This is a genomic window from Nocardiopsis eucommiae (genome assembly GCF_965344335.1).
GTDB classification, from domain to species: domain Bacteria; phylum Actinomycetota; class Actinomycetes; order Streptosporangiales; family Streptosporangiaceae; genus Nocardiopsis; species Nocardiopsis eucommiae.
Genome location: NZ_CBDRIY010000051.1, coordinates 1 through 23,108 on the forward strand (window position 1 = coordinate 1; position 23,108 = coordinate 23,108).

A 23,108-nucleotide genomic window follows, 5' to 3' on the forward strand; every position below is an offset into this window, starting at 1 on the left:
CCCCCCCCCCCCCCCCCCCCCCCCCCCCCCCCCCCCCCCCCCCCACGGCGTCGCTGCGTGGTATGCGGTCCCCTGGGGCGCTCTCAGCGCCAGGCCGGACCCCAGCCCGAGCTCTGGGAGACCCCGCGCGGCATGCGGGGCAGCCCGGTGGGGGTGGTCGCGGCAGGCGCGGCCCCGGGGGCCCGGTCCCGCTCCCCCGGGCCGGCGGTCGAGGGAGCGGCCCGCTCCCCCTCCTCGGGCGGGTCGGCCACGCCCTCCGTCGCGGGGGCGCCGGAGCGCGCGTGCGTCCGTGGGGCGCGGTCGTCCTCACGCGGGTCCGGGTCGGCGCTCCCCCGTTGTTCGGGGTGGTGCGGGCCGCTGCCGTCGTCGTCGGCGTCGATGAGGTCGGGCTCCCAGGGCTCGACGGACGGCGCGGGCCGGTCGGGCAGGGCGTCGACGGGAGCGGTGCCGTCTCCGTGTCCGGTGGTGGGCAGTGCGGTCGAGCGTGGTGGAGCGTCCACGAGTCCGGTGGTGCTCCCGGTCGCGAGGTCGGGCGCGGCGGGTTCCTCGACCGGGTCGCGGTGGTCATCGTCCTCGGTGCTGACCCGGGGGACGAAACCGCGTACGCGCTGGGCCTCGGAGGCGGGGGTGTGCAGGACCACGGGTTCGGGCAGGGGCGTGTGGTCCTGGGCGTCGGGGTCGGGGATGGCGGGTTCGGCCGGGGCCACCCGCTTCCACCACAGGGAGGCCTCCTCGGTGTCGAGTTCGGAGTCCACCTCCAGCCAGGCGCGTACGTGGGGCAGGCGGCGTCCGGCGTTCCAGGAGCGCGGGTAGGGCTGTTCGTCCAGGACCAGGACGTGTTCGCTGTCGATGGTGGGGATCTCGGCGGGTACGCCCTCGTTCCAGACCCAGGCGCCGTCGTGGGCGACGAGGTTCCACCAGCCCCACACGGTCTGGGCGGCCGGGTCGACGGGGCCGTCGCGGAAGGAGGCGGTCCAGCGCGGGTCGGGGGCGTCTCCGGGCAGTCCCTGGCCGTGGGGGCCGATGAGGGCGTCCGCGAGCAGGGTGTGGAGTTGGAAGTTGTCGCTGACGCCGTCGAAGCGGACGCGGAAGGCGCGGCCGGAGGCGCGGTCCATGACCAGGGCGGAGGAGGTCTCGGCCATGCGCAGCAGGGCGCGGACCTCGTCGAACTCGTCGAGGTGGTCGCTGAGCTGGTGGGCGATGGCGACGAGTTCGGTGTGTGTGGAGGGGTCGTTCCGGGTGTGGGCGCGGACGCTGGGCTCCCCCAGCATGGTGCGGGCGGCCAGGCCGTGGCGGCGGATGGTCCACCAGCACATGGTGGCGGCGGGGGCGTCGGGGCCCAGGTCGGCGGCCACGCGTGCTTCGGCGTCGGCGGTGACGGCGTCGGGGTCGGGCGGGGGGCCGCCGCCGGTGCGTTCCCAGGCGCGGACGAAGACGATGGCGCCCCTGCCCATGGTGCGCAGACGGTGCAGGATCTCGACGCCCGCGGGGCCGGGGTCGGTGCCCATCTCGACCAGGGCTCCGGCGACGACGGACAGGTCGGCGATGATGCCGGGGGCCGCGTGGTCTCCGGACAGGAGCGGGGTGAGGGCCTCCAGGGCCAGTTCCCGTTCGGAGGCGGGGATCTGGGAGGCGAGGAGGTAGACCTTGTGGACGGCGGGTGGGAACTGTTGGGGGTCGGTGGCGACGGAGGCGTCGATCAGTTCTTGGAATGCCGCGCGAAACTCGTCGACCATGGGACCGTCCCCTTTCTCACGCAACCAACCTAATGTCTCATCAGGGAAGGATCGCACTTTAACGGGTTGTATCTGGCGTTGCTGGTGGGTTTGTTGGTGTTTCGAGATGAGCGGGTGTCCGTTGAGTCGCAGCTCACACGCCCTGGGTGGGCTCACAGGCCCAGTCGGGTGACCGCGTTGTCCTCCAGTGGGTTGGCGGTGCGGATGTAGTCGTGGACGGTCTGGGCGTTGGTCCACCGTCCCTGCCGCATGATCTCGCGGTCGTTGGCCCCGCCCAGCGCGGCCTGGGTGGCGAACCCGGCTCTGAGGGAGTGACCGCCGAAGTCGTCGGGGTCCAGCCCGGCCCGTTCGGCGTAGCGTTTGACCAGGTTGCCCACGGACTTGGGGGTCATGGCCCTGTCCGCCACACGTCCGTGCCGGTCCACGGCGGGCAGCAGCGGCCGCCCGGTGCCGTCGGCCAGCTCCAGACGGGTCAGGTCCTGGCAGGAGTGGGCCGGGGCGGCCTCGGGGGCCCGGGGACGTTCGAGCCAGGCGCGCACCGCCTCCGCTCCCCCGTCGCGGTGCACCACCACCAGCGCCGACCAGTCGGCCACCGCGCACACCGGGCAGGTCAGGCGGTGACGGCCCCGGGGCAGCGCCACCCGTTGGTGGGCCCGGCCCTCCTGGTCGGTCTTGGTCGCCCACAGTGACGCCACCAGGGTGGGCGCCCCGGAGGCGGCGTCGGTGCGCAGCTCCAGGTCGTCGAAGCTCAGCCCGGCCAGCTCCGAGCGGCGCAGCGCCCCGGCGAAGCCGGTGAGCAGCAGCACGGCGTCGCGCCTGCGGGCCACTCCCCCGGGATGGCCTTCGGCCGGGCGCACCGCCAGCATCGACTCCAGGGTGCTCAGCACCACGGGGGCCTTACGGCGCGGGCGGGCCCTGCGGGTGCGGCGGATGCCGCGCAGGGTCATCCTGACCACCTCGGCGCGGGTGGGCGAGTCCAGACCGTGGGCGCCGTGCACGGCGGCGATGGCGGCCGAGCGGCGCTCCAGAGTGGAGGGCGAGAACGCCCAGGTGGTGCCGTCCTCACCCCGTTGCTCGGCGCAGGCGGCGAGGTAGACGGCCACGTCCACGGGGTCGGCGGGCAGGGAGGTGCGCTGTTCGGTCAGGCACCAGGCGCCGAAGGAGGTCCAGTCGGCGCGGTAGGCGCGCAGGGTGGCCGGGGACTGGGCGTTGGTCAGGTACCGGCCCAGGGTGTGCGCCTGCTCGGTGTCGAAGCGCTCACGCACCCGTTCCAGGGCGCGGGTGTCCACCAGGACGCTCTGGTCCAGGTGCTCCAGGCGCGAGCGCACGGTGGAGGGCAGGGCGATCTCGGCCCGGGGCTCGGGTGTCAGGGAGGGGTCGGTGGTGTCCACGGGTTCCATTGTGGCCCGGGTGGGGGCCCGGAGGTGGCAGGCGGGGCGGGCGTGCGGGCAAGGGGTGTCAGCCGAACAGGTGGGTGGTGAGCGCTCCCCACAGCTCGACCGGGGAGACGGTGAGCAGGAGCAGCCCCACCGACAGGGCCAGCGCGACGGTGAAGGAGATCGCCGCCATCCTACGGCGCAGCACGGCGGCGGTGATCGCTCCCACGGCCGGGACGACCCAGGCCATGACCAGGAACCAGATCAGGGCGGTGCCGATGGCGCGCACCGCCTGGGCCTCCTGCTCGGCGAGCAGCCCCGGGTCGGGCACCGCGCCGGGGTCGATCGGGTCGGCGGTCATGTCGAAGGCGTTGAGCCCGGCCAGGAGCAGGGCGAGCAGGGCCAGCGGGCTGCCCAGGGCCCACAGCGACCACAGCAGGACCCACAGGGCGGTGATCCTGCGGTCGGGCGGGTCCGCGACCGTGACGGGGGTCCGGCTCACGGGGCGCTTGTCCGGGGTGTGCCCGGGTTCGACACGGCCCGCCTCGGGGGTCGGGTTCTGCTCGGACGACCCCTGGGCGGGCTTGCGGCGGTTGCGTTTCTTGGGTGACACCCCCGGGAGCCTACCCGGCCAGACCGGCCAGGTGGATGACCACGACGAACACCACGGGCCAGATCAGCAGCGCCAGCGACCACAGGGCGGCCCTGCGGTCCCCCGCCACGGTGGCCACGGCCGCGGCCAGGAAGGGCAGGCCCACGGCCGCGCCGAAGGCCAGGGTGAACCACTCGGCGGCCGAACCGGCGTGGGAGTCGGCGTCGACGCCCATCAGGTAGCCGAAGGGGCCCAGGGCCAGCGCGAGCAGTGCCAGGACGATGACGACGACACGGATGCCGGTGGGGTGGCGGGTGTTGCGGCCACCGCCGGAGGAGGAGGGACGTTCAGACACGGGGGCCGTGGTGCCTTTCGAGAACGGTGGCGGGCCGGGGCGGCGTGGCCCACCAGCGGGTGTGGGGGTGGGCTGGGTCGTGTTCACCGGTGCGGGGGCGAGGCCGGGCTGGCCGTGGCCGTGCCGCGCGACCCGGTGGGCGCGGGCTCGGAGGAGCCTGGCAAAGCATCCGCGGAACACTCCCTCGTGGCGCACGCCGTGGCCAGCGCTCGCGAGGCGCTCGGCGCTCGCGGGTCGGGCGTGGTGTGCTCCCTAAAACGTACTCCACCTGGGGGGTGTCCGAAACCCTGGGGCGTCGGCGTGTGGGGTGGTTCTCATGGTGAGGGAGTCACTGTTGGGGCCAGGGTCGGGCGGCGCCGACCAGTCCGGTGAAGGCGGCCAGCAGGCGGAGTTCGTCGATGGTGCGCGGGGCGGTGGTGAGCAGGTCGGGTGAGTGCACCACCAGGGCCAGGACCTGGGCTCGGGAGAGGGCGACGTTGAGCCGGTTGCGGTCCAGGACGAAGGAGGGGCCGCGGCTGGTCTCGGCGGCGTCGGAGGTGGTCATCGAGCACAGGACGGCGGCGGCCTCCTGGCCCTGGAACTTGTCGACCGTGCCCACGCGGACGCCCTCCAGGGCGGGGGTGTCGTGTTGGGCGTGGGCCAGGGCCTGGCGCAGGGTGCGCACCTGGAGGTTGTAGGGGGCCACGACGAGGATGTCGTGGCCGGTGAGGGGGCGGGGGCCCTGGTCGGGGTCGGTGGTGACCCGTTCGGTGACCAGGTGGCGGGCGGCGGCCACCACCGCCTCGACCTCCTCGGGGCTGTGGGTGGTGCGCCCGGTGTGGTGGACGGGCAGGGTGTACACGCCCGGGGTGAGGTCGCTGGGGGCGGTGGGGGTGCCCAGGGTGCGGTGGGCGGTGGAGGGGTGGGCCTGGAGACGGCCCTGGTAGGACAGGTCGGAGACGGGCGCGCACACGTGGGGGTGCATGCGGCGGGTCTGGTCGAGGAAGTAGCCCAGGGCGGGGTCGATGATGGCGTCCGCGCCCATGAGGTGTTGCAGGGCGGAGGCGTCGGCGCCCTCGGTGTGCACTCCCTGGACGACCTGGGGCAGTTGTTGGGGGTCGCCGAGCAGGACGAGGTTGTGGGCCGAGGCGGACACCGCGAGGGTGTCGGCCAGGGCGAACTGTCCGGCCTCGTCGATGATGAGCACGTCGAGCGGGTCGGCGATGGTGTCGGCGCCGGACAGGCCCCAGGCGGTGCCGCCGATGAGGACGGGTTGGCCCTGGGCGGCGCGTTTGGCGCGCCAGTTGGCCAGGACCTTCTGGCTGGAGGGCTGTTCCCAGGGGGCGTCGGGGTCCTTCCGGCCGCCGCGCGGGCGTTTGGCGGCGGCCACTTCCAGGCCCTGCTGGTCGGCGGCGCGCAGGGCGGCGGCCATGACGTTCTCCACGGCCTTGTGCCCGGTGGAGCACACTCCGACGCTGCGGCCCTCCTTGATCAGGTGGGTGATGAGTTGGGCGGCCAGGTAGGTCTTGCCGGCGCCGGGCGGTCCCTGGACGGCGAGGTAGGAGTGGTCCAGGCGGTCGACGGCGGTGATGGCGGCGCTGATGAGGTCGCCCTGGTCGGGGGCGGGCAGCGGGCCCGGGGGGTGCAGGCGCGGGGGCAGGCGGCGCAGGACGTCCAGTCCGGGGTGGTGGGGCCACTCGGGCAGGCCCGCCACGGCGGTGTGGGCCACGCTCTCCAGGGCGCCGTCCTTGGGTTTGGGGTCCACCGGGGAGCCGGGCAGGGCCGCGACGGGGGCGCGGGAGACGGTCTCGTCGGGGTGGGCGGTCTCCACCAGGGTCAGGGCGTCGGGTTCGGCGCGGGTGACGGTGGCGGGGTGGGTGGTGGCGGCCTGGCCGGGGGCTCCGGGGTGGAGCAGGTGGACGCTCTCTCCGGTGGTGAAGGGGTTGGGGTGGGCGCGGTCCAGGCGCATGGACACCTCGCGCCGGGCCTTGGTGCGCCTGCCGGTGGGCTCCTCCCACTCCCCCACGTGCACCTGCCAGGGCACCGCGCAGTTGCTGTCGGTCTCCAGGTCCTGCAGGGGTGCGCTCTGGCGTTGGAAGTGTTCGCGCCAGGGCGGGGTGTTCTCGCGCTGGTAGTAGCCGACCAGGGCGGCCAGGGAGGCGCGGGGCTGGTCCTGCGGGGTGCGCTCGTCGGGGTCGGAGGGCACGTGTTCGAGGAGGGGTCGGGTCAGGGCGGCGTGGCGGGCGGCCTTCTCCGCGCGTTTGCGGGCGCGCTCGGCCTCCTCCTCGGTGAGTTCGAACTGGATGAGGGGCCGGTCGGTGATGCCCTGTGCGGTGCGGTGGCCCTCCAGCCAGTCGCGCAGGCGGGCGGTGGAGTGGCAGTCGTCGCGGTTGTAGGCGGCGATGTCGGCCAGGATCCGGTCGGCCTCGGCGGTGTCTCCGGCCTCGTGCGCGGCCAGGTAGGCGGCGTAGGCGTCGATGCTGGAGGCCGCGGTGGTGACGCCGCCGTCGCGGGAGGAGTCCAGGTAGAGGGGTTCGAGGTACTTGATGGAGTAGGAGCGCTGGGACACGCGCAGGCTCTTGCGGACCACGGTGAACAGGTCCACGAGCCGGTTCTCGCGCAGGAGCCGGTCGACCTCCTCCTCGCGGGTGTCGAACTCCGCGCTCAGGTGTTTGAGCCGGTCCACCTCGTAGGAGGCGTAGTGGTAGACGTGCGCGTTCTCGTCGGCGTCGACCCGCGCGGTGACGAAGTCGACGAAGTCCTCCAGGGCCTGCTTCTCCTGGGCGCGGTCGTGGGCCCAGAAGGCGTGGAAGGTCTCGTGTCCGTCGGTGTCCTCGGTGGTGGCGCCGAACAGGTACTCCAGGCCGCGTTCGCCCTGGCGGGAGTGGTAGGGGTAGCCCTCCATGTCGAAGAAGACGTCGCCGGGGCTGGGGGCGGGCAGGGTGGCCAGGCCCTCGGGTGAGAACACCTCGGCGGTGACGGTGCCCTGGGGGTTGGCGGGGGTGCGGGTGGTGTCCTGGCGGACCTGGAGGGCGGCCTGGGCGCGCAGTTGGTCGAAGGAGCGGCGCGGCAGGGTGGTGGGGCGGGCGTCGTCGGGTGCGCAGGCCAGGGCGTCGATGGTGTCCAGGCCCGCGTCGCTGAGTTTGGTGGCCTGGTCGGTGCGCAGCCCGGCGACCAGGGACAGGTGACGGGCGGCGGTGCGGCCTTGGGAGCACCAGGTGTTGTAGCCGCAGCCCTCGCAGGCGGGGCGGGGCTGGCCCCAGGTGGGGGCGGGCAGGGCGGGTTCGGTGGCCAGGTGGGCCAGGAGGCGTTCGGTGATGGTGGTGAGGATGGGGGTGAACTCGGCGGTGGGCAGCGTGTGGGTGTGCTGGTCGCCGGTGAGCAGGTGCATGTGCTGGGGGGCGTGGCCGTGCAGGACGGTCACTGCCTGGGCGTAGGCGGCGAGCTGGACCACGGCGGCGGGTCCGGGTCGGCGGGCGAGTTTGGTGTCCCAGGGTTCGTAGGTGTGGGGGGTGGTGGCGTCGGGGCGGGGGTGGCCGGTGGCGGGGTCCAGGTCGGAGCGGATGAGGAAGTCGGCGCGTCCGTGGAAGGCGACGGTGTCGGTGAGGGGGTGGTGGAAGGAGGCCTGGTAGATGACGGGGGCTCCGGCGGCCATGGCCTCGGCGGTGGCTCGGGCGGCCTGGGCCAGGGAGTGGTCGTCGGCGGTGGGGGGTTCCACGCGTACGAGGTCGTCGCCGAACAGGGCGGTGAGGCGGTCGAGTTCGGCCTTCTCGTGGAGGTCGCCGTGGTGGGCGACCAGGGCGTCGACCTCTTCGGGGTGGGGTGCGCCGGGCACGTGGGCGGCGAGCGCGCTCTTGAGGGCGCTGCGGTGGTCGCACTCCAGTGTGTCGACGAGGTCGGTGGGCGAGACGACCCAGCCGGTGGTGGTGCGGAACAACGCCCGACTCCCCTTGGTGTTGTGGTGCCTGCGGTGTGGGTGGTGGGGATTGTGCCATGCCGTGGCGACGTGCGGGGCCCCGTGCTCGCTGGTGGGCGGCCTGGGGTGGGGCGTGTGGTGGCCCCGGTGGGGGGAGTCTACGTGGGGTCGACGATGTGTGGGGGTTGGTCGGCCCAGGTCAGCGGGGTGTCGGGGGTGAAGACGGCGGCGCGCCCCGCACCGGTGGGGTGCGGGGCGCGCCGGACGTGCCGTCGGGGGGTGTGGGCCTACCCGACGACCTCCCAGGCGACGGTGCCCACACCGGCGCCGGTGCCGATGATCTCGTCGAAGGCGGCCGTGGACAGGTCCAGGCAGCGTCCGGCGATGAAGGGGCCGCGGTCGTTGATGCGGACCGTGACCGACTTGCCGTTGTTGGGGTTGGTCACCTTCACCATGGTGTCGAACGGCAGCGTCTTGTGCGCGGCCGTCATTCCGTAGGTGTCGAAGGTCTCCCCGCTGGCGGTGGTGGCGCCGTGGAAGCCGTCTCCGTAGAAGGAGGCCTCGCAGGTGCCGCCCTCTCCGGTGCCCTCGCCCCCGCTGGAGCCACCGGTCTCACCTGAGGGTGCCTCGGGCGCGGTGGTCTCCTCCTCTTCGGGCTCCTCGCGGATGTCGGAGCCGGAGGCGGTCAGGGCCTGGGGCGCGGCGGCCTGGGTGCGGTCCTGGTCGTCCTCGGCCTGGGCGGTGTCCTCCTCGGGCTCCTCCACGACCAGCGTCTGGGGCTGGGCCCGCGGGATGCCCGCGGCGTTGGTGGCGGTGTCCGGGTCGGCACCGGAGATGAGGACGGCCGCGGCGGCGGTGCCGCCCACGACCAGGGTCAGACCAGCGGCGGAGGCCACGACCAGGGCGCGCTTGCGGCGCGAACGCGAGCGCGCGGCGGCCAGGCGGGGGCCGACGACGGGTGCGGCCTCGGTGGCCGCCTCATGGTCGTCGGCGGGTGGTATCTGGGGCTCGTTTGTGCCCACAACACAGTCCTTCGAACGGGAACAGGGGCGTGGCGGTGACCTCCCGGCACGGCGGCCGTGGGAGGCGCGGTGCGCCGGGTGGTGCGGGCCCCGGAAGCGGGTGGAGCCGAGCACGGGAGACAGCGGGGACCGCCGGTGGCTTGGCACGGGGTCCGGGCGCAGAGCCTAGGGGTAACGCGAGGGTAACGGTACCGGAAAGGGCCGGTTTGTGGAACTTATCACCCACTGATATGGGATGTCCGCAGTTCCGGTCGGCGCGGAGGGAGCCCCTGGGGAAAGAGCCTGGTCAGCGGGTCGGGCAGGTCCAGGCCGCTGAGCTCGGCCACCGCCTGGGACAGGGTGGGGTTGTCCAGGTGCCCGCCCACGGTGGGGATGAGGGCGGCCATGGCCTCCAGGGGCGGGGCGCCCAGGGTGGCGACCGCGTAGCGGGCGGCCACCGCCGGGGTGCGGGAGGCGCCCGCCCAGCAGTGCAGCAGCACCCGTTTGCCCTCGGCGCGCAGCGCGGCCACGGCTGAGGCGGCCTCGTCCAGGGTGAAGTGGAGGTTCGGGTTGCGGCCCGGGGTGTCGTGCAGCCACACCCGGACCCAGTCCGGACCGGCCAGGTGGGGGGCGTCCTCGGGGTGCGTGCGGCACAGGGAGACGGCCGCGTCCACCTCCTCCGGGCGGGTGCGCAGGTAGTCCAGGTTGCCGAGCAGGACCTGGGGGTCCAGGGGGTGGGGCACGGCGAAGGGCGGCAGGCGCAGTTCGGGCCGGTCCCGGATGGGCAGCTGGGGCCAACGGTCGGGGTGGGAGCCGTTGAGGGACACCAGGGCGGTGGTGGTCAGCGCGTGCGGGTCGGTGTGTTCGCTGAGCCTGCGCACGGCTTGGAGCGGCAGGGCCGAGGTCCCCCACCGTGCTCCGGCCAGCGCTCCGGTGTACATCGCGGCCAGGTCCCCGTGCGAGTGGTAGGCCGCCCACACCGCGTCCACCAGGTGGGCGCAGGAGAACGCGCCCCGGGCGGGGCCGTCCGCGGGGTGGGGGGTGCGGGTCAGGGCCCGCCAGGACGCCCCGAGCGGGTCGTCGTTGGCGGTGTGCTCCAACACGGGTTCGCCGGCGGAGACCGCTCCGGTGAGGACCAGCGAGCGCAGCGCCCGCACCCACGCGGTGGAGACCGGGTCCGTTCCCGGGGACGAGGCGGTCGCGCGCAGGGCGGTGCGGACCAGGTGGGCCAGGGTCTCGGGGCCGGTGCCGTCCGGCACGTGCGGGGAGGCGGCGGTGGCCGCGGCGGCGAAGCGCTGTGCCGGGCCCGTGGGCGTGCCGACCAGGGCCGCGGCGGCCACGGCGCCCAGGAGGGAGCCGACGGCGCGGTCGTGTGAGGGTTCCTCGACGGGGCGGGAGTGGGTGGGTGCTGGCGACACGGCTGTCCTGTCCGGAGTGGGGTCGGGCGGGGCCCGGGCCCCGAGGGGGCGGGGTCCACCGGGGGTCTTCCCTGGAGAGGTGTGCCCCGCACACGCCTTGCCGGTTGTGGCCACGCCGGTACCCGGGCCCGGGGCGGGGACGTGGACAGGGGGCGCTGTGATGGTCAGGATGGGAGGTGTTATGCACACCATCGACGTCGCGCGCCCGGTGCGCGCCCTGGCCTCCCTGACCGCGCTGTCCGTGGGCGACGCCTTCGGCTCCCAGTTCTTCGTCCCCGACAACCGGCCCCACCTGGTCGACCGGGAGCTGCCGCCCGGTCCCTGGCAGTGGACCGACGACACCGAGATGGCGGCGTCGGTCTACGCCGAGGTGCGGCGCGGCGCGGGGCTGGACCCCGACCGGTTGGCGTCCTCCTTCGCCCGCCACCACGACGTCGACCGGGGATACGGCCTGGCCACGGGGCGGATGCTGCGCCAGGTGCGGGAGGGCGGTGACTGGCGGTCGCTGGCCTCGGAGCCGTTCGAGGGGGCGGGGTCCTTCGGGAACGGGGCGGCGATGCGGGTGGCGCCGTTGGGCGCCTGGTACGCCGAGGACCTGGACGAGGTGGCCGCTCGGGCCGAGGCGAGCGCGCGGGTGACGCACACCCACCCCGAGGCGGTGGACGGGGCCGTGGCGGTGGCGTTGGCGGCGGCCCTGACGGCGCGGCGCGAACCGTTGGGTGCGGGCCCCTATCTGGACCGGGTGGTGGAGCGCCTGCCCCGGGGGCGGGTGCGTGAGGCGGTACGGGACGCCCGTGCCCTGCTGATCACCACCGATCCGATGGGGGTGGCCCGGGAGCTGGGCAACGGGTCGCGGGTCAGTGCCCTGGACACGGTGCCGTTCGCGCTGTGGGTGACGGCCCGACACCGGTCGGGGCTGGCGTCGGCGCTGTGGGCGACGGTGGCACCGGGCGGCGACACGGACACCACGTGCGCGATCGTGGGGGGTGTGCTCGGCGCGGGGCTGCCCGTGGGGGCGCTGCCCCGGGAGTGGGTGGAGCGCACCGAGGCCCTGCCCGCGTGGGCGTTGGGCTGAGTCCTCGTGTCAGGGCCCCGGGGCGGGCGGGTGGAGGAGTCGTTGGCGGTGGCGCGCGCGGCGCACGGCGGTGACGACGACCAGGGTCAGCCCGCCCGCGATGCCCAGGGCCGGGAGGAACAGCAGTGACCCCAGCGCGCCGAAGAGCCCGGTCACGAGGGTGCCGGTGCTCTGCGCGCCGGGGGCGATCCCGAAGCGGACGTCGTCGGCGGCCCGGCAGGTGAGGGAGTACTCCCCCGGTTCGGTGAGGGTGACCATGCCGATCATCGCCCAGGACCCGTTCTCGTCCTCCACCTGGTGGTTGAAGGTGGGGTAGCTGAAGGCGGGTCGGCGGCCGTCCGGGGCGGTCAGGGCGCAGGCGGTGTGGTCCACGCCCCGGGGTGAGCCGTACAGCAGCCAGCCCTGTTCGGTGTGGTCGGGGTCCTGGACGGTGAAGGTGGCGCTCTGGGAGCCGTGGGTGCTCGCGGCGAAGTCGGGCAGGGCGACGGCGCGCACGAGCAGCAGGGCGAAGAGGACGGCCCCGGCGGCCAGGGACAGGGGGACGAGTGCTCCGCCCACCCAGTACCAGGCGCGGGAGGGGCGCAGGCGCCGGGGGTCCACGGGGGGTCGTCCGGGGCGCGGGTTCGGTGCGGCCATGCGGTGAGTGTCGCATGGGTGACCTGCGGTTCCCCAGGTGTTTGGCGGGTTCTTGGGTGTGTGGTGCCCGTTCCGTGGGTCCGGCGGCGGGCGCGTCCTCGGCGAGTGCCGGTGGCCGGTGGCCGTTCCGGGGGTGGTGCGCGCCGTGGTGGCCCGGCCTCCCGGGGTGTGGCAGTCGGGGGCCGGAGGACGGTTCAGCCGGGATTTGAGGGATGGCGTCCGGGTGATTCCTTCACACTGCGGGTTTCTGACGAAAAGTCTCACAAAGCAGTTGAATGACACACTTGAAGGGTGGTGGTCGCGGGGATCACCCGGACTCCGTGAGGGGGCGTGATGGACCAGGCCGAGGTCATCCGGTACGTGACCGGGTTGGGTGAGGTGGACGTGGAGACCGCGAGTCGGGAGAGCGGGGCGCCGGAGGTCGCCTGGGGCGACTCGTTCGTCCTGTACGACCCGGACGGCCGGGCTCGCGAGCGTGCCGGCTTCACCCCGTTCGCGACGGTGGTGACCAAGGACTACCCGGGCTTCGACACCGACTCCGACCTGGACCGTCCCGGGGTGTTCCGGGTCAACGTCGCGGTGGGGCGGGCGCTGTTCGAGGAGGTGGTGGGGCACTCCCCCGCCGCGCACGCCGAACACCGGCGAGGGTTCGACTTCACCGAGCTGGACCGGCTCCTGCCCCACCCGGTCCACGCCACCCAGGGGTGGGTGTCGGTGCTCAACCCGGGGCCCCGGACCGCGGAGCGCACGCGTGAGCTGCTGGCTCTGGCCAGGGAGCGCGCCGCCGCCCGGTACCGCCCCCGGCGTTGAGGGTCGGCGCCCCGCCCGTCGCGGCGGGCGGGGTTCAGCCGTTCGCTCGATCGTGGCGCTCGCGCGCCGCGCGGACCTCCTCGCGGTGTTCCTGGGCCCAGCGGTCCAGGGCGGTGAGCGGTGCGAGCAGCGTGTGTCCGAGGTCGGTCAGCTCGTAGTCCACGCGCGGGGGGACGGTGGCGTGCGCGGTGCGCTCCACCAGACCGTCGCGCGCCAGGGCGCGCAGGGTGAGGGTGAGCATGCGCTGGCTGATCCCGTCGATGGCGCGGTGCAGTTCGCCGTAGCGGTGCGCGCGCTGGCCGAGCAGGACGATGACGAGCACGCTCCACTTGTCCCCGACCCGGTCCAGGACCTCGCGGACCGGGCAGTCCTCGGGGCCCTGGGTGAGGTCGCGTTCGGTCAGGGGCACAGGGGTGTTCGTCACGAACATGAGAGTTCCTTCTTGAGTCCGTTCTGTCCTGCCTGCATACTCACTGATCAATAGGTTACGCACAAGAAGTATGTGAGGAGTGGTGGGTGTGAGCGAGTCGCGGAGCGCGCCCGAGCCGGTGCCGGTGGCCGAACCGGACGGGGACGGGGTCCCCACACCCCTGCCCGTGGTCGGTGGCCTGGTGACGTTGGGTTCCGAGGACGCACCCGCGTGCTCGGACGGAATCTGCCTCTGAGAGGGACGTTCGTGCAGATCGAAGTATGGTCCGACATCGTGTGCCCGTGGTGCTACATCGGCAAGCGGCGCCTGGAACGGGCCCTGGCGGGGTTCGAACACGCCGAGGAGGTCGAGGTCGTCTGGCGCAGCTTCCAGCTCGACCCCGGTTTCCCGCGCGGGGTCAGTGAACCGGTCCTGGAGTCCCTGGCCGCGAAGATGAACGCCACCCCCGAGCAGGTGAGGGCGATGACCGGGCAGGTCCGGGAGGTCGCCGCGCAGGAGGGGCTGCACTACGAGTTCGACGGCGCCGTCATGGTCAACACCTTCGACGCCCACCGACTCACCCACCTGGCCAGGGAACAGGGCCTGGGTGGTCAGGCGCACGAGCGCCTGATGCGCGCCCAGTTGGTGGAGGCCCGCGACCTGGGCGAGGTGGACACCATGGTGGAGCTGGCCGTGGAGATCGGCCTGGACGCCGCTGAGGCCCGCTCCGTCCTGACCGGTGACGCCTACACGGCCGAGGTCGAGGACGACATCCGTACCGCGCGGGCCCTGGGCGCCACCGGGGTGCCGTTCTTCGTGGTGGACCGTGCCTTCGGTGTCTCGGGGGCGCAGCCGTTGGAGGTCTTCTCCTCGGCGCTGGAGAAGGCCCACGCCCAGAGGGCCTGAGCCCGAAGGCGTGTCTCCCCCCGACGGGGGAGGCCCCTCACCCCTGTTGGGGAGGTGCGGACGGGGGCGCCGGAGGAGGGTGGGTGTGAAGGTTCGTCCCACCCCCGAAGGAGCCGGTCATGTCCGCCCCACCCACCCGCGTCCACTCGCGTCTCCCCTTAGCGCCCTTCTGGGCGGCGCTGGCATGGTCGGCCGTCGCCCTCGGCCTGGCCCTGGGCTGGCTGGCCGGTGTGGTGCCGCCCGGGCTCTCCGAAGCGGAGGCGTTCGGAACGCTCCACACCGCCGGCAACGTGGGGGTGACCACCGCGGTGAGCTGCGTGGTCGGCGCTGTGGGTGTGGCCCTGGCCCTGCTACTGCCGCGCGGGACCGCACCGCGCCTGCTGGAGTCGCTGACCTGGGCCCTCGTCGCGGTGCTGCTGCTGTTCTACGTCGAGTCCACCCTGCTGGTGTGGCTGGGCTACAGCCTGATCATGCCGGTGGTGGTCTGGGCGGAGCCGACGCTGGGGGCGGCCTACGTCGCCCACACCCTCTCCCCCGGGCTGCTCCACGTGCTGTTCTTCGCGCTGGGTGCGGGGATCTGGGTGTGGGCGGCGCTGGCCCACCGCCGAGGGCGGCGACAGGGGTGCGCACGGTGCGGCCGTGCCCCGGCGTGGACCCCGGAGCTCGAACGCTCCCTGCGCGGGCGTGCCCTGCGTGTGGGCAGGGTCGCGGTGGCCTGTGCGTTCGTGCTGGCCCTGCTCTACCCGGCCCTGCGCCTGCCGTGGCTGTTCGGGTACTCGATGGGCCTGCCCGCGGAGCGGTTCGCTCAGATCTCCGCGGACCCCGGCGCGATCATGGTCGGGGTGGGGCTGGGGTCGGCCGGTGTGGCGGGCGCGGTCCTCATGCTCGGCCTCGTCCAGAGGTGGGGGGTGCGCTTCCCCCGCTGGACGGTGGGACTGTCCGGGCGCCGGGTCCCGGTCTCCCTGGCCGTGCTCCCGGCGGGGCTGGTGGCGATGGCGCTGCTGGGGCTGGGACGCGGCGTCCTGGTGCGGACCTGGCAGATGGGCGGGATCGTCCCCGGGGAGGAGACGCACACGTTCGTCTTCGGGAGCATGCCCCTGTGGGCCGTCGCCCTGGCGGTGGCCACCGTGGCCTACGCGGTGCGTCGGCGCGCCGAGTGCGGGGTGTGCGGGCGGGGCCTGCCCGAGACCTGGCCCGTGCCGGTCCCCGCGAGGCCGCGGGCGCGCTCCGGGTCGCTGGTGGGCTGAGACCCGGACGCGGCGCCGCCCCGCTCCCCAGGGCCGGGGGCGGGGCGGCGCCGCGTCGTGGGCCTACTGGACGGGGACGCCGGGGATCTCTCCGAAGGCGCCCGCGTACAGGGTCATCTCCCCCACTTCCGGGCCGGGGGCGGGGAAGACCGCCAGGGCCAGGTACTCCTCGCCCGGGGAGAGCGTGAGGATCTCGTCCGCGAAGTCCTCGTACTCGCCCTCACCCGCGCGGATGCGGATCACGTACCGGATCACCCCGGTGCCGGGCTCCTCCAGCCGGAAGCCGCCCATGGTGCCCTCGGTGTACTGCTGGGGGCTGCCGGGCAGGGACGCCTCGTCACCCTCCAGGTCGGCTTCGAGGTCGGTCAGGGTGGAGTTCTGGAAGCCCACCATCTGGAACAGGTAGGCGCCGTCGCGCACCATCGGGTACACGTTCAGGTCGAGGTCCTCGTGGGCGACGGTGGTGAACGGGTCCAGTTCCTCGAAGTAGGGCGCCGGGGGGCCGACATGGCGCGTGGCGGTGTCCAGCCCGCCACCGCCCTCGGTGCCGTTGTCGGCCATGGGGACCTCGTAGGAGAACTCGACGCGCCGGTTGCGGGCGCGGGCCTCCTCGTCGTCGTCCCCGCCCTCCTCCGCGAGCAGCTCCTCGGCGCCCCGGCCCTCGGTGGTCAGGGTGAAGTCCGCGCCCAGCTCCTCCTCCAGCAGGGCGCGCACGGCCTCGGCGCGTTCCTCGGACAGGGTCTGGTTGTAGCCGTCCGCGCCCTTGCCGTCGGTGTGGCCGACGACGGTGATCGCCACGTCCTCGCCGAGGTTCTCGCGCAGGGACTGCGCGGCCTCCCTGATGGTGTCCACAGCGGCGTCGGTGGGGTCGGACTCGTCGAACTCGAACATGCCGTCCGCGTGCAGGGCGATGACCTCCTCGTCGCCCGCGCGGGTGGTGGAGGCGGTGGCGCCGTCCACGAAGCTCTCCATGGACTGGACGAACCCGGTGGTGTCCAGGCCCGGCTCCGGCGGGGTCTCCGGGTAGACGATCTCGTCCTCGGGCAGGTCCTGCTCGATCACCCAGGTCTCGGGGTCGACGTAGTCGTGGACGTCGGGTTCGGGCAGCGGGGTGAACTCGTCGACGTAGGTGACGGGGACACCGGGCACGTGTCCCGCGGTCAGTCCGGTCAGGGTGAGGAACTCCGCGTTCTCGCTGGGCGCCGGGAAGTACCGGCGGATGGGCGCGGGCAGTTGTTCGTGGATGGGTACGAGGTCGCTGCCCTCGATGAAGTAGCTGCCGTAGGGTTCGCCGTGCCCCTCGTCGGTGATGGGGAGCAGGACCTCGCCGGAGACCGGGTCGACCAGGCGCAGGGGCGCTCCCGCGTAGGAGACGTCGTCGCCGTTGATGAACTCCAGGATCTCGCGGCTGAAGTCGAGCATCAGGTACTCGCCGTCGTTCTCCAGGGCCTTGACGGTGGTCTCGACGGCGACGTCGTTGCCGCCCTCGACGAACATGCGCCCCTGGCGGACGAAGGGGAGTTCGACGTCCTCGGCGGTGACCTGTGCGGTGGTCTCCTCCGGTGCGGCGGGCTCCTCCTCGCCTTCGCTGGAGGTCAGGTCGCGGACCAGGCCGCAGGAGCTGAGGGTCAGGCTCAGGGCGATGACGGCGCCGGTCACGCCCAGGGCTCGTCGGTTCGTCACGCCTGGGGCTCGATGGGACATGGTTCGGGGGACTCCCTCGGGGTGGTGCCGGGCTCCGGCGGGGGGCGCCGGGCTCGTGGGTCAGCTGGTCGGACGCGCGGCGGGGCCGTCTGGTTGCGGGAGGCCGCTGACTGGTGGGGCGCGGACGGGAGCGGGAGGTGCCCGCCGGGCCCTGGCCGGCTACGGCGGAGGGGCGGTTTCTCCGTGGCGCCCGAACACCCGGTGGTGCTTGGATGGGACGTCACGTGACCCGTGGGCGGCACGGACGAGGAAGGGCGGGCGCGTTCCCATGCTGGAGATGGTCCTCGGAGTCGTTCCGGTGCTGGCCGCAGTGCTGACCGGTCTGTTCGCCGGTCTGTTCCTGTCCTTCTCGATGGCGGTCATGCCCGGACTGGCGCGCGCCGGGGACCGGGCGATGATCGAGGCGATGCAGGGCGTCAACACGGCCATCCTGAACCCGCTGTTCGCTCTGGTCTTCGTGGGCGCGCCGGTGGCGGCGGTGGGGACAACGGTGCTGTACGCCTCCTCGGGTTCCCTGGCACCCCTGGTCTGGTCGGGTGCTGGAGCCGTCCTGCTCCTGGTGGCGGTGGTGGTCACCTTCGTGGTGAACGTGCCGCGCAACAACGCCCTGGACCGGGCCGGTGCGGCCGGACGTCTCCAGGACCCTGGGGCGGTGCGTGCCGCGTTCGAGCCGGTGTGGGTGCGGTGGAACCACGTGCGTTCCCTGGCCTCGGTGGCGGCGCTGGTCTGCTCTGTGATGGCCCTGCTCCCGGCCTGACCCGGGTCGCCGCCGGTCGGGGCGGCGCGTTCGGGGCACACACCCGCCCCCGTGTGTGAAACGGTGGTGGGGTGAGCCCGCACATCGAGCCCTTCGACCCGACCGCGTCGCAGACGAGCGACCTCGCGGCCTGGAGTTCGGTCTACGCCGACGGGCAGTCCGCCCTCTCGGGCGGTGCCGCGCCGGCGGAGGAGCTGGCCACACGGCTGCGCTCGGGGCGCGCGGGTCACGCCTGGCGCTGGTCGGCCCGGATCACTCCCGGCGATCCCATCCACGGTGTGGCCGAGCTGCGCCGCCAGCACCATGCCGCGAACACCGGGTTCCTGCGGCTGTTCGTGGCCGAGCACGCGCGGCGCCGGGGTACCGGCCGGGGGCTGCGCCAGGCCGTGGTCGAGGAGGCCCGCGCCCAGGGTATGGACCGGCTCCAGAGCACCGTCCTGGCCGGGGAGCCGGGCGAGCACTTCGCGCGGTCCAGCCCCTACCTGCACACCCTGCTGCGGCTGGAGCTCCAGCGGCAGTACCTGGACGAGCCCACGCTGCGGCGCTGCTGGAGCCTGGCCGCCACCCCGGCGCGGGGGTACCGGCTCACCCACTGGCAGGGGCCCGCGCCCGAGCACCTGGTGGCCTCCTTCGGCCGGGTCATGGCGCATCTGCTGGACGCTCCCGGTGCGGCCCTCCAGGTGGAGGCGCGTGCTTGGGACGTGCCCCAGGTCCGTGCCTGGGAGCACGCGATGACCGAGGACGGCTCGCGGCTCGTGGTGGGCGCCGCCCTGGACCGCACCTCCGACCAGGTGGTCGCGGCCACCGTGAGCACGGTGACCAGCGGTGTGGTCGCCGACCAGCACGACACCGCGGTGCTGCCCGCCCACCGTCGCAAGGGGCTGGCCAGCCGGGTCAAGGCGACCCAGGCCCTGCGGGTGCACGACCTGTTCCCGCACGTGGAGGCGGTGGCGGTGACCATCAACCAGGAGAACCAGGCGATGCTCGCGGTGAACCGCTCCCTGGGCTACCAGCGGGTCCACGAGCGGTTGCTGGTAGAGGAGGGCCTGGCCGCGCACTGACCGCGACCGGGTCAGACCAACGGGTCGCTCACGTGTTTTCGCGCGCTGTCGTAGATGATCTGGCTGCGGAAGGAGGCGACCTCACGGCGTTCGGTGAGCCGGTCGATGAGGAAGCTGTGCAGGGAGGTACCTACGTGGACTACCTGGACCGGCTCGCGGAGACCGACCCGGCGGAGATGGCGTACGTGGGGCTCGCGGTGTTCGGGCCCAAGAAGGACGTGAACAAGCTGACGAGGCGGCTGCCGCTGGTCAGCTGAACGCACGGCGCCCCCGCCACGGAACTCCGTGGCGGGGGCGCCGTGCGCGGATCAGACGCCGAAGGCGTCCGGGTAGCGGATGGTGCCGCGCGGGGTCTCGCGCGAGGGGTCCAGGGACAGGGCCATCATGGCCTCGTCCGGGACGTCGAACGGGGCGCGTACGCCGAACCCGGAGGCCGGGGTGAACCCGAACCTGGGGTAGTAGTCGGCGTGGCCCAGGACCAGGACGAGGTTCTCGCCCAGGGCGCGGGCCGACTCCAGTCCGGCGCGGATGGCGGCCGAACCGGCGCCGGTGCGCTGGAACTCCGGCAGCACCGCGCACGGGGCCAGCGCCAGGGCCGCACGGCCGTCGACGTGGCACCGGGTGAACAGGACGTGCCCGACCGGGGTTCCGTCACCGGACTCGGTGACGATCGACAGACCCTCGATCCACGCGGCCGAGTCGGCGCGCAGGGCGTCGACGAGGTCGGCCTCGGCCGGGGTCTCGAACGCCGCGCTGTTGATCGCGTGGATCGCGCCGAGGTCGGCGTCGGTCTCGGGTCGGGTGAGCCAGGAATGGGTGTGGGACAACGTGAGGACCTTCGTTCTCATGGGTCCCGTCGTGTGGTCAGGCCGGGACCCGCTGGTGGGACATGCTGCGGGCGTCGCCCAGGGCGTCGCCCAGGGCGTCGCCGGTCAGGGCAGTCATCAATGCACCTCGGTGGGGGTACGCGGCGCCGAATCTCGGCGTCGCGGGGTCCAACGCTAGCAGTGAGCGGAACGTTCCCCGTGGTGAGGGCGCTCACGGGCCGACGGGGGCGGTGAGACCGTACGCCGGGCCCTCGGAGAACCGTCCGCATGGCTAGGGTGTCTTATCCACAGGGCCTTTGGTGTAGCGGCGGGCCCCGGGACGCGGACGGTAGGGAGACCGGCACGGTGGAACTCTTCGAGGAAGGCGCCAGGGTCCTGACCCAGGAGATGGTCAGGGGCGGGTGGACCGTGGTCCAGGGCTGGGTCACCCGGGTGTTCGGGGGTGACGAGACCAAGCGGCACCGGGCCCTGGAGGAGGTGGCGGAGACCCGCCGAGAGCTCGACGCGGGCGACGGGGGCGCGGTGTCGGCGGAGGAGGTGGAGCAGTCCTGGCGTACCCAGCTGCGCCGTCTGCTGCGTGAGGATCCGGCGGCCGCCGCCGAGCTGCGCGCACTCCTGGACGAGGTGGCCCCGTCCGGAACGGGGAACGTCACCAACACCGCCCGCGACGTGCACGGGGTGCTCATCCAGGCGGGCACGATCCACGGCGGGGTGCACCGGAACGAGACCCGCTACGACGGCGACCACGTCGAGATGCGCGGGAACAGGGCCGGGCGCGACGTCATCGGTATCCAGAACAACCACGGTGACAGACGGAGCGAGGGCTAGGGGCGGCGTCGGCGTGAACGGACCGAACTCCCCCGGTGACCGGCCGACGAGCCACGCGCACGTCCAGGGAACGCGGGCCGGGCGCGACACCATCGCCGTCCAGAACAACTACGGCGCCGTCCCCGCCCGAGGCGCCGCACAGACCCTCCTGACCCTTCCCTCGGTGGACGCGGGGTTCACCAGCCGCAGCGGGGAACTGGAACGGGTCCTCGCGGTGCTCGACCCCGAGGCGGAGGGTGTTCCGGGGGTGGTGGTCTCCCAGGGCATGGGCGGGGTCGGCAAGACCCAGCTGGCCCTGGCCGCCGGTCACGAGGCGCTCCGTCGCGGGTGGTTCGCCGGGGCGCTCTTCGTGAACCTGCACGGCTACACGACCCCGGTGGACGGCGACCGGGCGGTGGAGTCCTTCCTGCGCGGCCTGGACGTGCCCCCACGGCGGTGGCCCGACGATGCCGAGGCCAGAAGGGGGCTGTACCGGTCGGCGCTGGAGGAACGGGCCCTGGAACTGGGTGGGCCGATCCTGGTGGTGGCCGACAACGCCTCCGAGGCGGGGCAGGTCGCTCCCCTGGTTCCCGGGCGGACCCGACACCGGTTGCTGGCGACCTCGCGCGACCGGCTCACCTCGCACGGCTGGCGGCGCGTCCCCATCGACCACCTTCCCGGTGACCGCGCCGTGCGGGTGCTGGTGGAGGCGCTCCGGGTGGGTGATCCGGACGACGACCGGGTGACCGAGACGGAGGGCCTGGCCCGGGTCGCGCGGGCCTGCGCCGGGTTGCCGTTGGCGCTGCGTGTCTGCGCGGCCGTCCTGGCCGCGGCCCCGGACATGACCGCCGACGAGCTGGCGGACACGCTGGAGGCGTCCGCGACCCGGGTGCTGAGATTGGGGGACGGATCCCGCAGCCTGCACGCGGTCTTCGAGCAGTCCCGCGCGCGGTTGGCCCCGGACACCGCCGAGCTCCTGGCCCTGCTGGGGTTGGCTCCCGGGCCGGACATCTCCACGGCGGCGGCGGCCGTCCTGGCCGGGGTGACGGAGCCCGAGGTCCTGGAGCGCCTGCGTGCCCTCTCGGTCGCGCACCTGGTGTCCGGGAGGGAGGGCCGGTGGCGGATGCACGACCTGACCGCCGGCTACGCGGCCTCGCTGTGTGGCGGGGACGAGGCCCCGGAGCGGTTCGTTCGGGCCCGGCGACGGTTGTTCGACCACTACGCGTCCACGGCCGACGACGCCCGTCTCAACATCGTGGCGTTGTCGGGTCAACGGACCCCGGACACCTTCGCGGACCGTGCGGCGGCCACGCGGTGGATGGACGCCGAGCGCGCTGTCCTGATCGACACCGTGCACGTGGCCCGCGAGCTGGGTGAGACGCGGACGGAGACCGACCTGCCGCTGTACCTCAACACGTATCTCAAGTGGCGCCGGGACTTCGGCGACCTGGAGGACCTCCAGTGGATCGCGGTGCGTGCCTCCCAGCGCGGTGGGGACGAGGAACGGGAAGCCGTCTCATGGGACCACCTGGGCGCCGTCCTGCGTGCGACACGCAGGTTCGAGGAGGCGATGGACGCCCACGTGTGTGCGCTGCGCCTGTACACCGAGCTGGAGGACCAGCACGGGGAGGCCGTGTCGCGCAGCGGACTGGGTGCGGCGTTGAACGGGGAACGGCGCTTCGAGGAGGCCATCGACGTCCTCCGGGGCTCCCAGGCCATGTTCGCCCGCTTGGGCGACGTCCTTCGGGAGGCCAACGCCTGCAACCACCTGGGCGAGGCCCTGCGCGAGGTCGGCCGGTACGCCGAGTCCGTGGAGGCCCACCAGCGGGCGCGGGGCTTCTACCACCAGCTGGGAGAGCTGCACCGCGAGGCCAAGGTGTGGGTCAACCTGGGCGCTGTGCTGGCCCGGGAGGGGCGCTTCACCGAGGCGATGGAGGCCTACGAACGGGCCCGCACCATGTTCCAGGGGCTGGGAGACACCCTTGAGGTGGTGCGGACGGAGACGGGGACGGCCACCTGCCTCCGGGGGCTCCACCGAACGGACGAGGCCCTGGCCGCGCTCGACGCGGTGGTCGGCTTCCTCGTCGAGGAGCGGGACCCGCACCATGAGGGTCTGGCCCGCTACGAACTCGGGCTGACCTGGGCCGCGAGGGGTGACGCGGTGCGGGCGATCCCCCACCTGGAACGCGCGGTCGAGCTCCTCGCGGAGAACAACGACCCGTACCTGAGGGATCGGGCCGCCGAAGCGCTGGTCTCGGCCCGGGACTCTCCCGACCCGGTCGACTGAGTCCCAGGCTCCCTGAACCGGTCCGGGTTCCGTTTCACGTGACACGGCGCAACGCACACCTTCGGGCGGGATGAACCTGGGGGTCGGCACCGGAACCCGCCAGGGCGCGGGCCCGGCCGATGGACGGCACCGCCGCCCGCCCGGGAGCCCGTCGCGGCCGGGGACGCGACCGCCCTGGCCAGCCCCTGCCCCGGGTGGTGTGTGGTCGC

General features: G+C 73.6%; 21 protein-coding genes. 10 read left to right on the plus strand and 11 right to left on the minus strand.

Going from position 1 to position 23,108, the window contains the following annotated elements; translation table 11 throughout:
- Positions 1-83: 83 nt before the first annotated feature.
- The 7 genes from ACRWK8_RS24095 to ACRWK8_RS24125 all read right to left on the minus strand — a co-directional run bounded on the left by ACRWK8_RS24095 (position 84) and on the right by ACRWK8_RS24125 (position 10,373).
- Positions 84-1,736, minus strand: coding sequence for a hypothetical protein (locus ACRWK8_RS24095; RefSeq protein WP_431872949.1), 1,653 nt, complete (start codon positions 1,734-1,736; stop codon positions 84-86).
- Between the two features lie 152 nt (positions 1,737-1,888).
- Entirely contained in the window at positions 1,889-3,136 is a 1,248-nt protein-coding gene (locus tag ACRWK8_RS24100; RefSeq protein WP_378736295.1) for a site-specific integrase, read from the minus strand.
- Between the two features lie 58 nt (positions 3,137-3,194).
- The gene (locus tag ACRWK8_RS24105; protein ID WP_378736293.1) at positions 3,195-3,725 is read right to left on the minus strand and encodes a hypothetical protein; all 531 of its coding nucleotides are present in this window, start codon (positions 3,723-3,725) and stop codon (positions 3,195-3,197) included.
- Positions 3,726-3,735: 10 nt separating this feature from the next.
- The gene (locus ACRWK8_RS24110; RefSeq protein WP_378736291.1) at positions 3,736-4,059 is read right to left on the minus strand and encodes a hypothetical protein; all 324 of its coding nucleotides are present in this window, start codon (positions 4,057-4,059) and stop codon (positions 3,736-3,738) included.
- 328 nt (positions 4,060-4,387) lie between these two features.
- Positions 4,388-7,975: a TM0106 family RecB-like putative nuclease gene (locus ACRWK8_RS24115; RefSeq protein WP_431872950.1), complete on the minus strand. Its 3,588-nt coding sequence runs from the start codon at positions 7,973-7,975 to the stop codon at positions 4,388-4,390.
- A 266-nt stretch (positions 7,976-8,241) separates the two neighbouring features.
- Positions 8,242-8,976 carry a septal ring lytic transglycosylase RlpA family protein gene (locus ACRWK8_RS24120; protein ID WP_378736287.1) on the minus strand — a complete coding sequence of 245 codons (735 nt, stop codon included), beginning with the start codon at positions 8,974-8,976 and terminating at the stop codon, positions 8,242-8,244.
- A 218-nt stretch (positions 8,977-9,194) separates the two neighbouring features.
- Positions 9,195-10,373 (minus strand): protein phosphatase, encoded by a 1,179-nt coding sequence (locus ACRWK8_RS24125; protein WP_431872951.1) that lies wholly within the window; start codon positions 10,371-10,373, stop codon positions 9,195-9,197.
- A gap of 181 nt (positions 10,374-10,554) precedes the next feature.
- Between ACRWK8_RS24125 and ACRWK8_RS24130 the strand changes: the two genes are divergently transcribed.
- Entirely contained in the window at positions 10,555-11,448 is an 894-nt protein-coding gene (locus ACRWK8_RS24130; RefSeq protein ID WP_378736283.1) for an ADP-ribosylglycohydrolase family protein, read from the plus strand.
- 9 nt (positions 11,449-11,457) lie between these two features.
- On the opposite strand, the gene ACRWK8_RS24135 is transcribed toward ACRWK8_RS24130, so the two are convergent.
- Positions 11,458-12,084, minus strand: a complete 627-nt coding sequence (locus ACRWK8_RS24135; RefSeq protein WP_378736281.1) for a hypothetical protein — start codon at positions 12,082-12,084, stop codon at positions 11,458-11,460.
- A gap of 333 nt (positions 12,085-12,417) precedes the next feature.
- Here ACRWK8_RS24135 and ACRWK8_RS24140 point away from each other — a divergent pair, with 333 nt between their 5' ends.
- Positions 12,418-12,894 carry a DUF6194 family protein gene (locus tag ACRWK8_RS24140; RefSeq protein ID WP_378736279.1) on the plus strand — a complete coding sequence of 159 codons (477 nt, stop codon included), beginning with the start codon at positions 12,418-12,420 and terminating at the stop codon, positions 12,892-12,894.
- Between the two features lie 34 nt (positions 12,895-12,928).
- Here the strand turns inward: ACRWK8_RS24140 and ACRWK8_RS24145 are convergent, their stop codons facing one another.
- Entirely contained in the window at positions 12,929-13,324 is a 396-nt protein-coding gene (locus ACRWK8_RS24145) for a winged helix-turn-helix transcriptional regulator (RefSeq protein WP_431872952.1), read from the minus strand.
- An 88-nt stretch (positions 13,325-13,412) separates the two neighbouring features.
- Between ACRWK8_RS24145 and ACRWK8_RS24150 the strand changes: the two genes are divergently transcribed.
- The 3 genes from ACRWK8_RS24150 to ACRWK8_RS24160 all read left to right on the plus strand — a co-directional run bounded on the left by ACRWK8_RS24150 (position 13,413) and on the right by ACRWK8_RS24160 (position 15,456).
- Positions 13,413-13,559 (plus strand): hypothetical protein, encoded by a 147-nt coding sequence (locus ACRWK8_RS24150; protein ID WP_378736275.1) that lies wholly within the window; start codon positions 13,413-13,415, stop codon positions 13,557-13,559.
- 11 nt (positions 13,560-13,570) lie between these two features.
- On the plus strand, positions 13,571-14,209 hold the full coding sequence (locus ACRWK8_RS24155) for a DsbA family oxidoreductase (protein ID WP_431872953.1): 639 nt from the start codon (positions 13,571-13,573) through the stop codon (positions 14,207-14,209).
- A gap of 119 nt (positions 14,210-14,328) precedes the next feature.
- A complete protein-coding gene (locus tag ACRWK8_RS24160; protein ID WP_431872954.1) occupies positions 14,329-15,456 on the plus strand; it encodes a hypothetical protein in 1,128 nt (375 codons plus the stop codon).
- Between the two features lie 63 nt (positions 15,457-15,519).
- Here the strand turns inward: ACRWK8_RS24160 and ACRWK8_RS24165 are convergent, their stop codons facing one another.
- On the minus strand, positions 15,520-17,139 hold the full coding sequence (locus ACRWK8_RS24165; RefSeq protein ID WP_431872955.1) for an OmpA family protein: 1,620 nt from the start codon (positions 17,137-17,139) through the stop codon (positions 15,520-15,522).
- Positions 17,140-17,428: 289 nt separating this feature from the next.
- Between ACRWK8_RS24165 and ACRWK8_RS24170 the strand changes: the two genes are divergently transcribed.
- The 3 genes from ACRWK8_RS24170 to ACRWK8_RS24180 all read left to right on the plus strand — a co-directional run bounded on the left by ACRWK8_RS24170 (position 17,429) and on the right by ACRWK8_RS24180 (position 19,235).
- Entirely contained in the window at positions 17,429-17,917 is a 489-nt protein-coding gene (locus ACRWK8_RS24170) for an anthrone oxygenase family protein (protein ID WP_378736268.1), read from the plus strand.
- 71 nt (positions 17,918-17,988) lie between these two features.
- Positions 17,989-18,978: a GNAT family N-acetyltransferase gene (locus ACRWK8_RS24175; protein ID WP_378736266.1), complete on the plus strand. Its 990-nt coding sequence runs from the start codon at positions 17,989-17,991 to the stop codon at positions 18,976-18,978.
- 116 nt (positions 18,979-19,094) lie between these two features.
- Positions 19,095-19,235, plus strand: a complete 141-nt coding sequence (locus tag ACRWK8_RS24180; RefSeq protein ID WP_431872956.1) for a DUF2000 family protein — start codon at positions 19,095-19,097, stop codon at positions 19,233-19,235.
- A 51-nt stretch (positions 19,236-19,286) separates the two neighbouring features.
- On the opposite strand, the gene ACRWK8_RS24185 is transcribed toward ACRWK8_RS24180, so the two are convergent.
- Positions 19,287-19,805 (minus strand): GNAT family N-acetyltransferase, encoded by a 519-nt coding sequence (locus ACRWK8_RS24185; protein ID WP_431872957.1) that lies wholly within the window; start codon positions 19,803-19,805, stop codon positions 19,287-19,289.
- Positions 19,806-20,150: 345 nt separating this feature from the next.
- On the opposite strand from ACRWK8_RS24185, the gene ACRWK8_RS24190 reads away from it, so the two are divergent.
- Entirely contained in the window at positions 20,151-20,633 is a 483-nt protein-coding gene (locus ACRWK8_RS24190; protein ID WP_378736260.1) for a hypothetical protein, read from the plus strand.
- Between the two features lie 13 nt (positions 20,634-20,646).
- Entirely contained in the window at positions 20,647-22,899 is a 2,253-nt protein-coding gene (locus tag ACRWK8_RS24195; RefSeq protein ID WP_431872958.1) for a tetratricopeptide repeat protein, read from the plus strand.
- Positions 22,900-23,108: the final 209 nt, after the last annotated feature.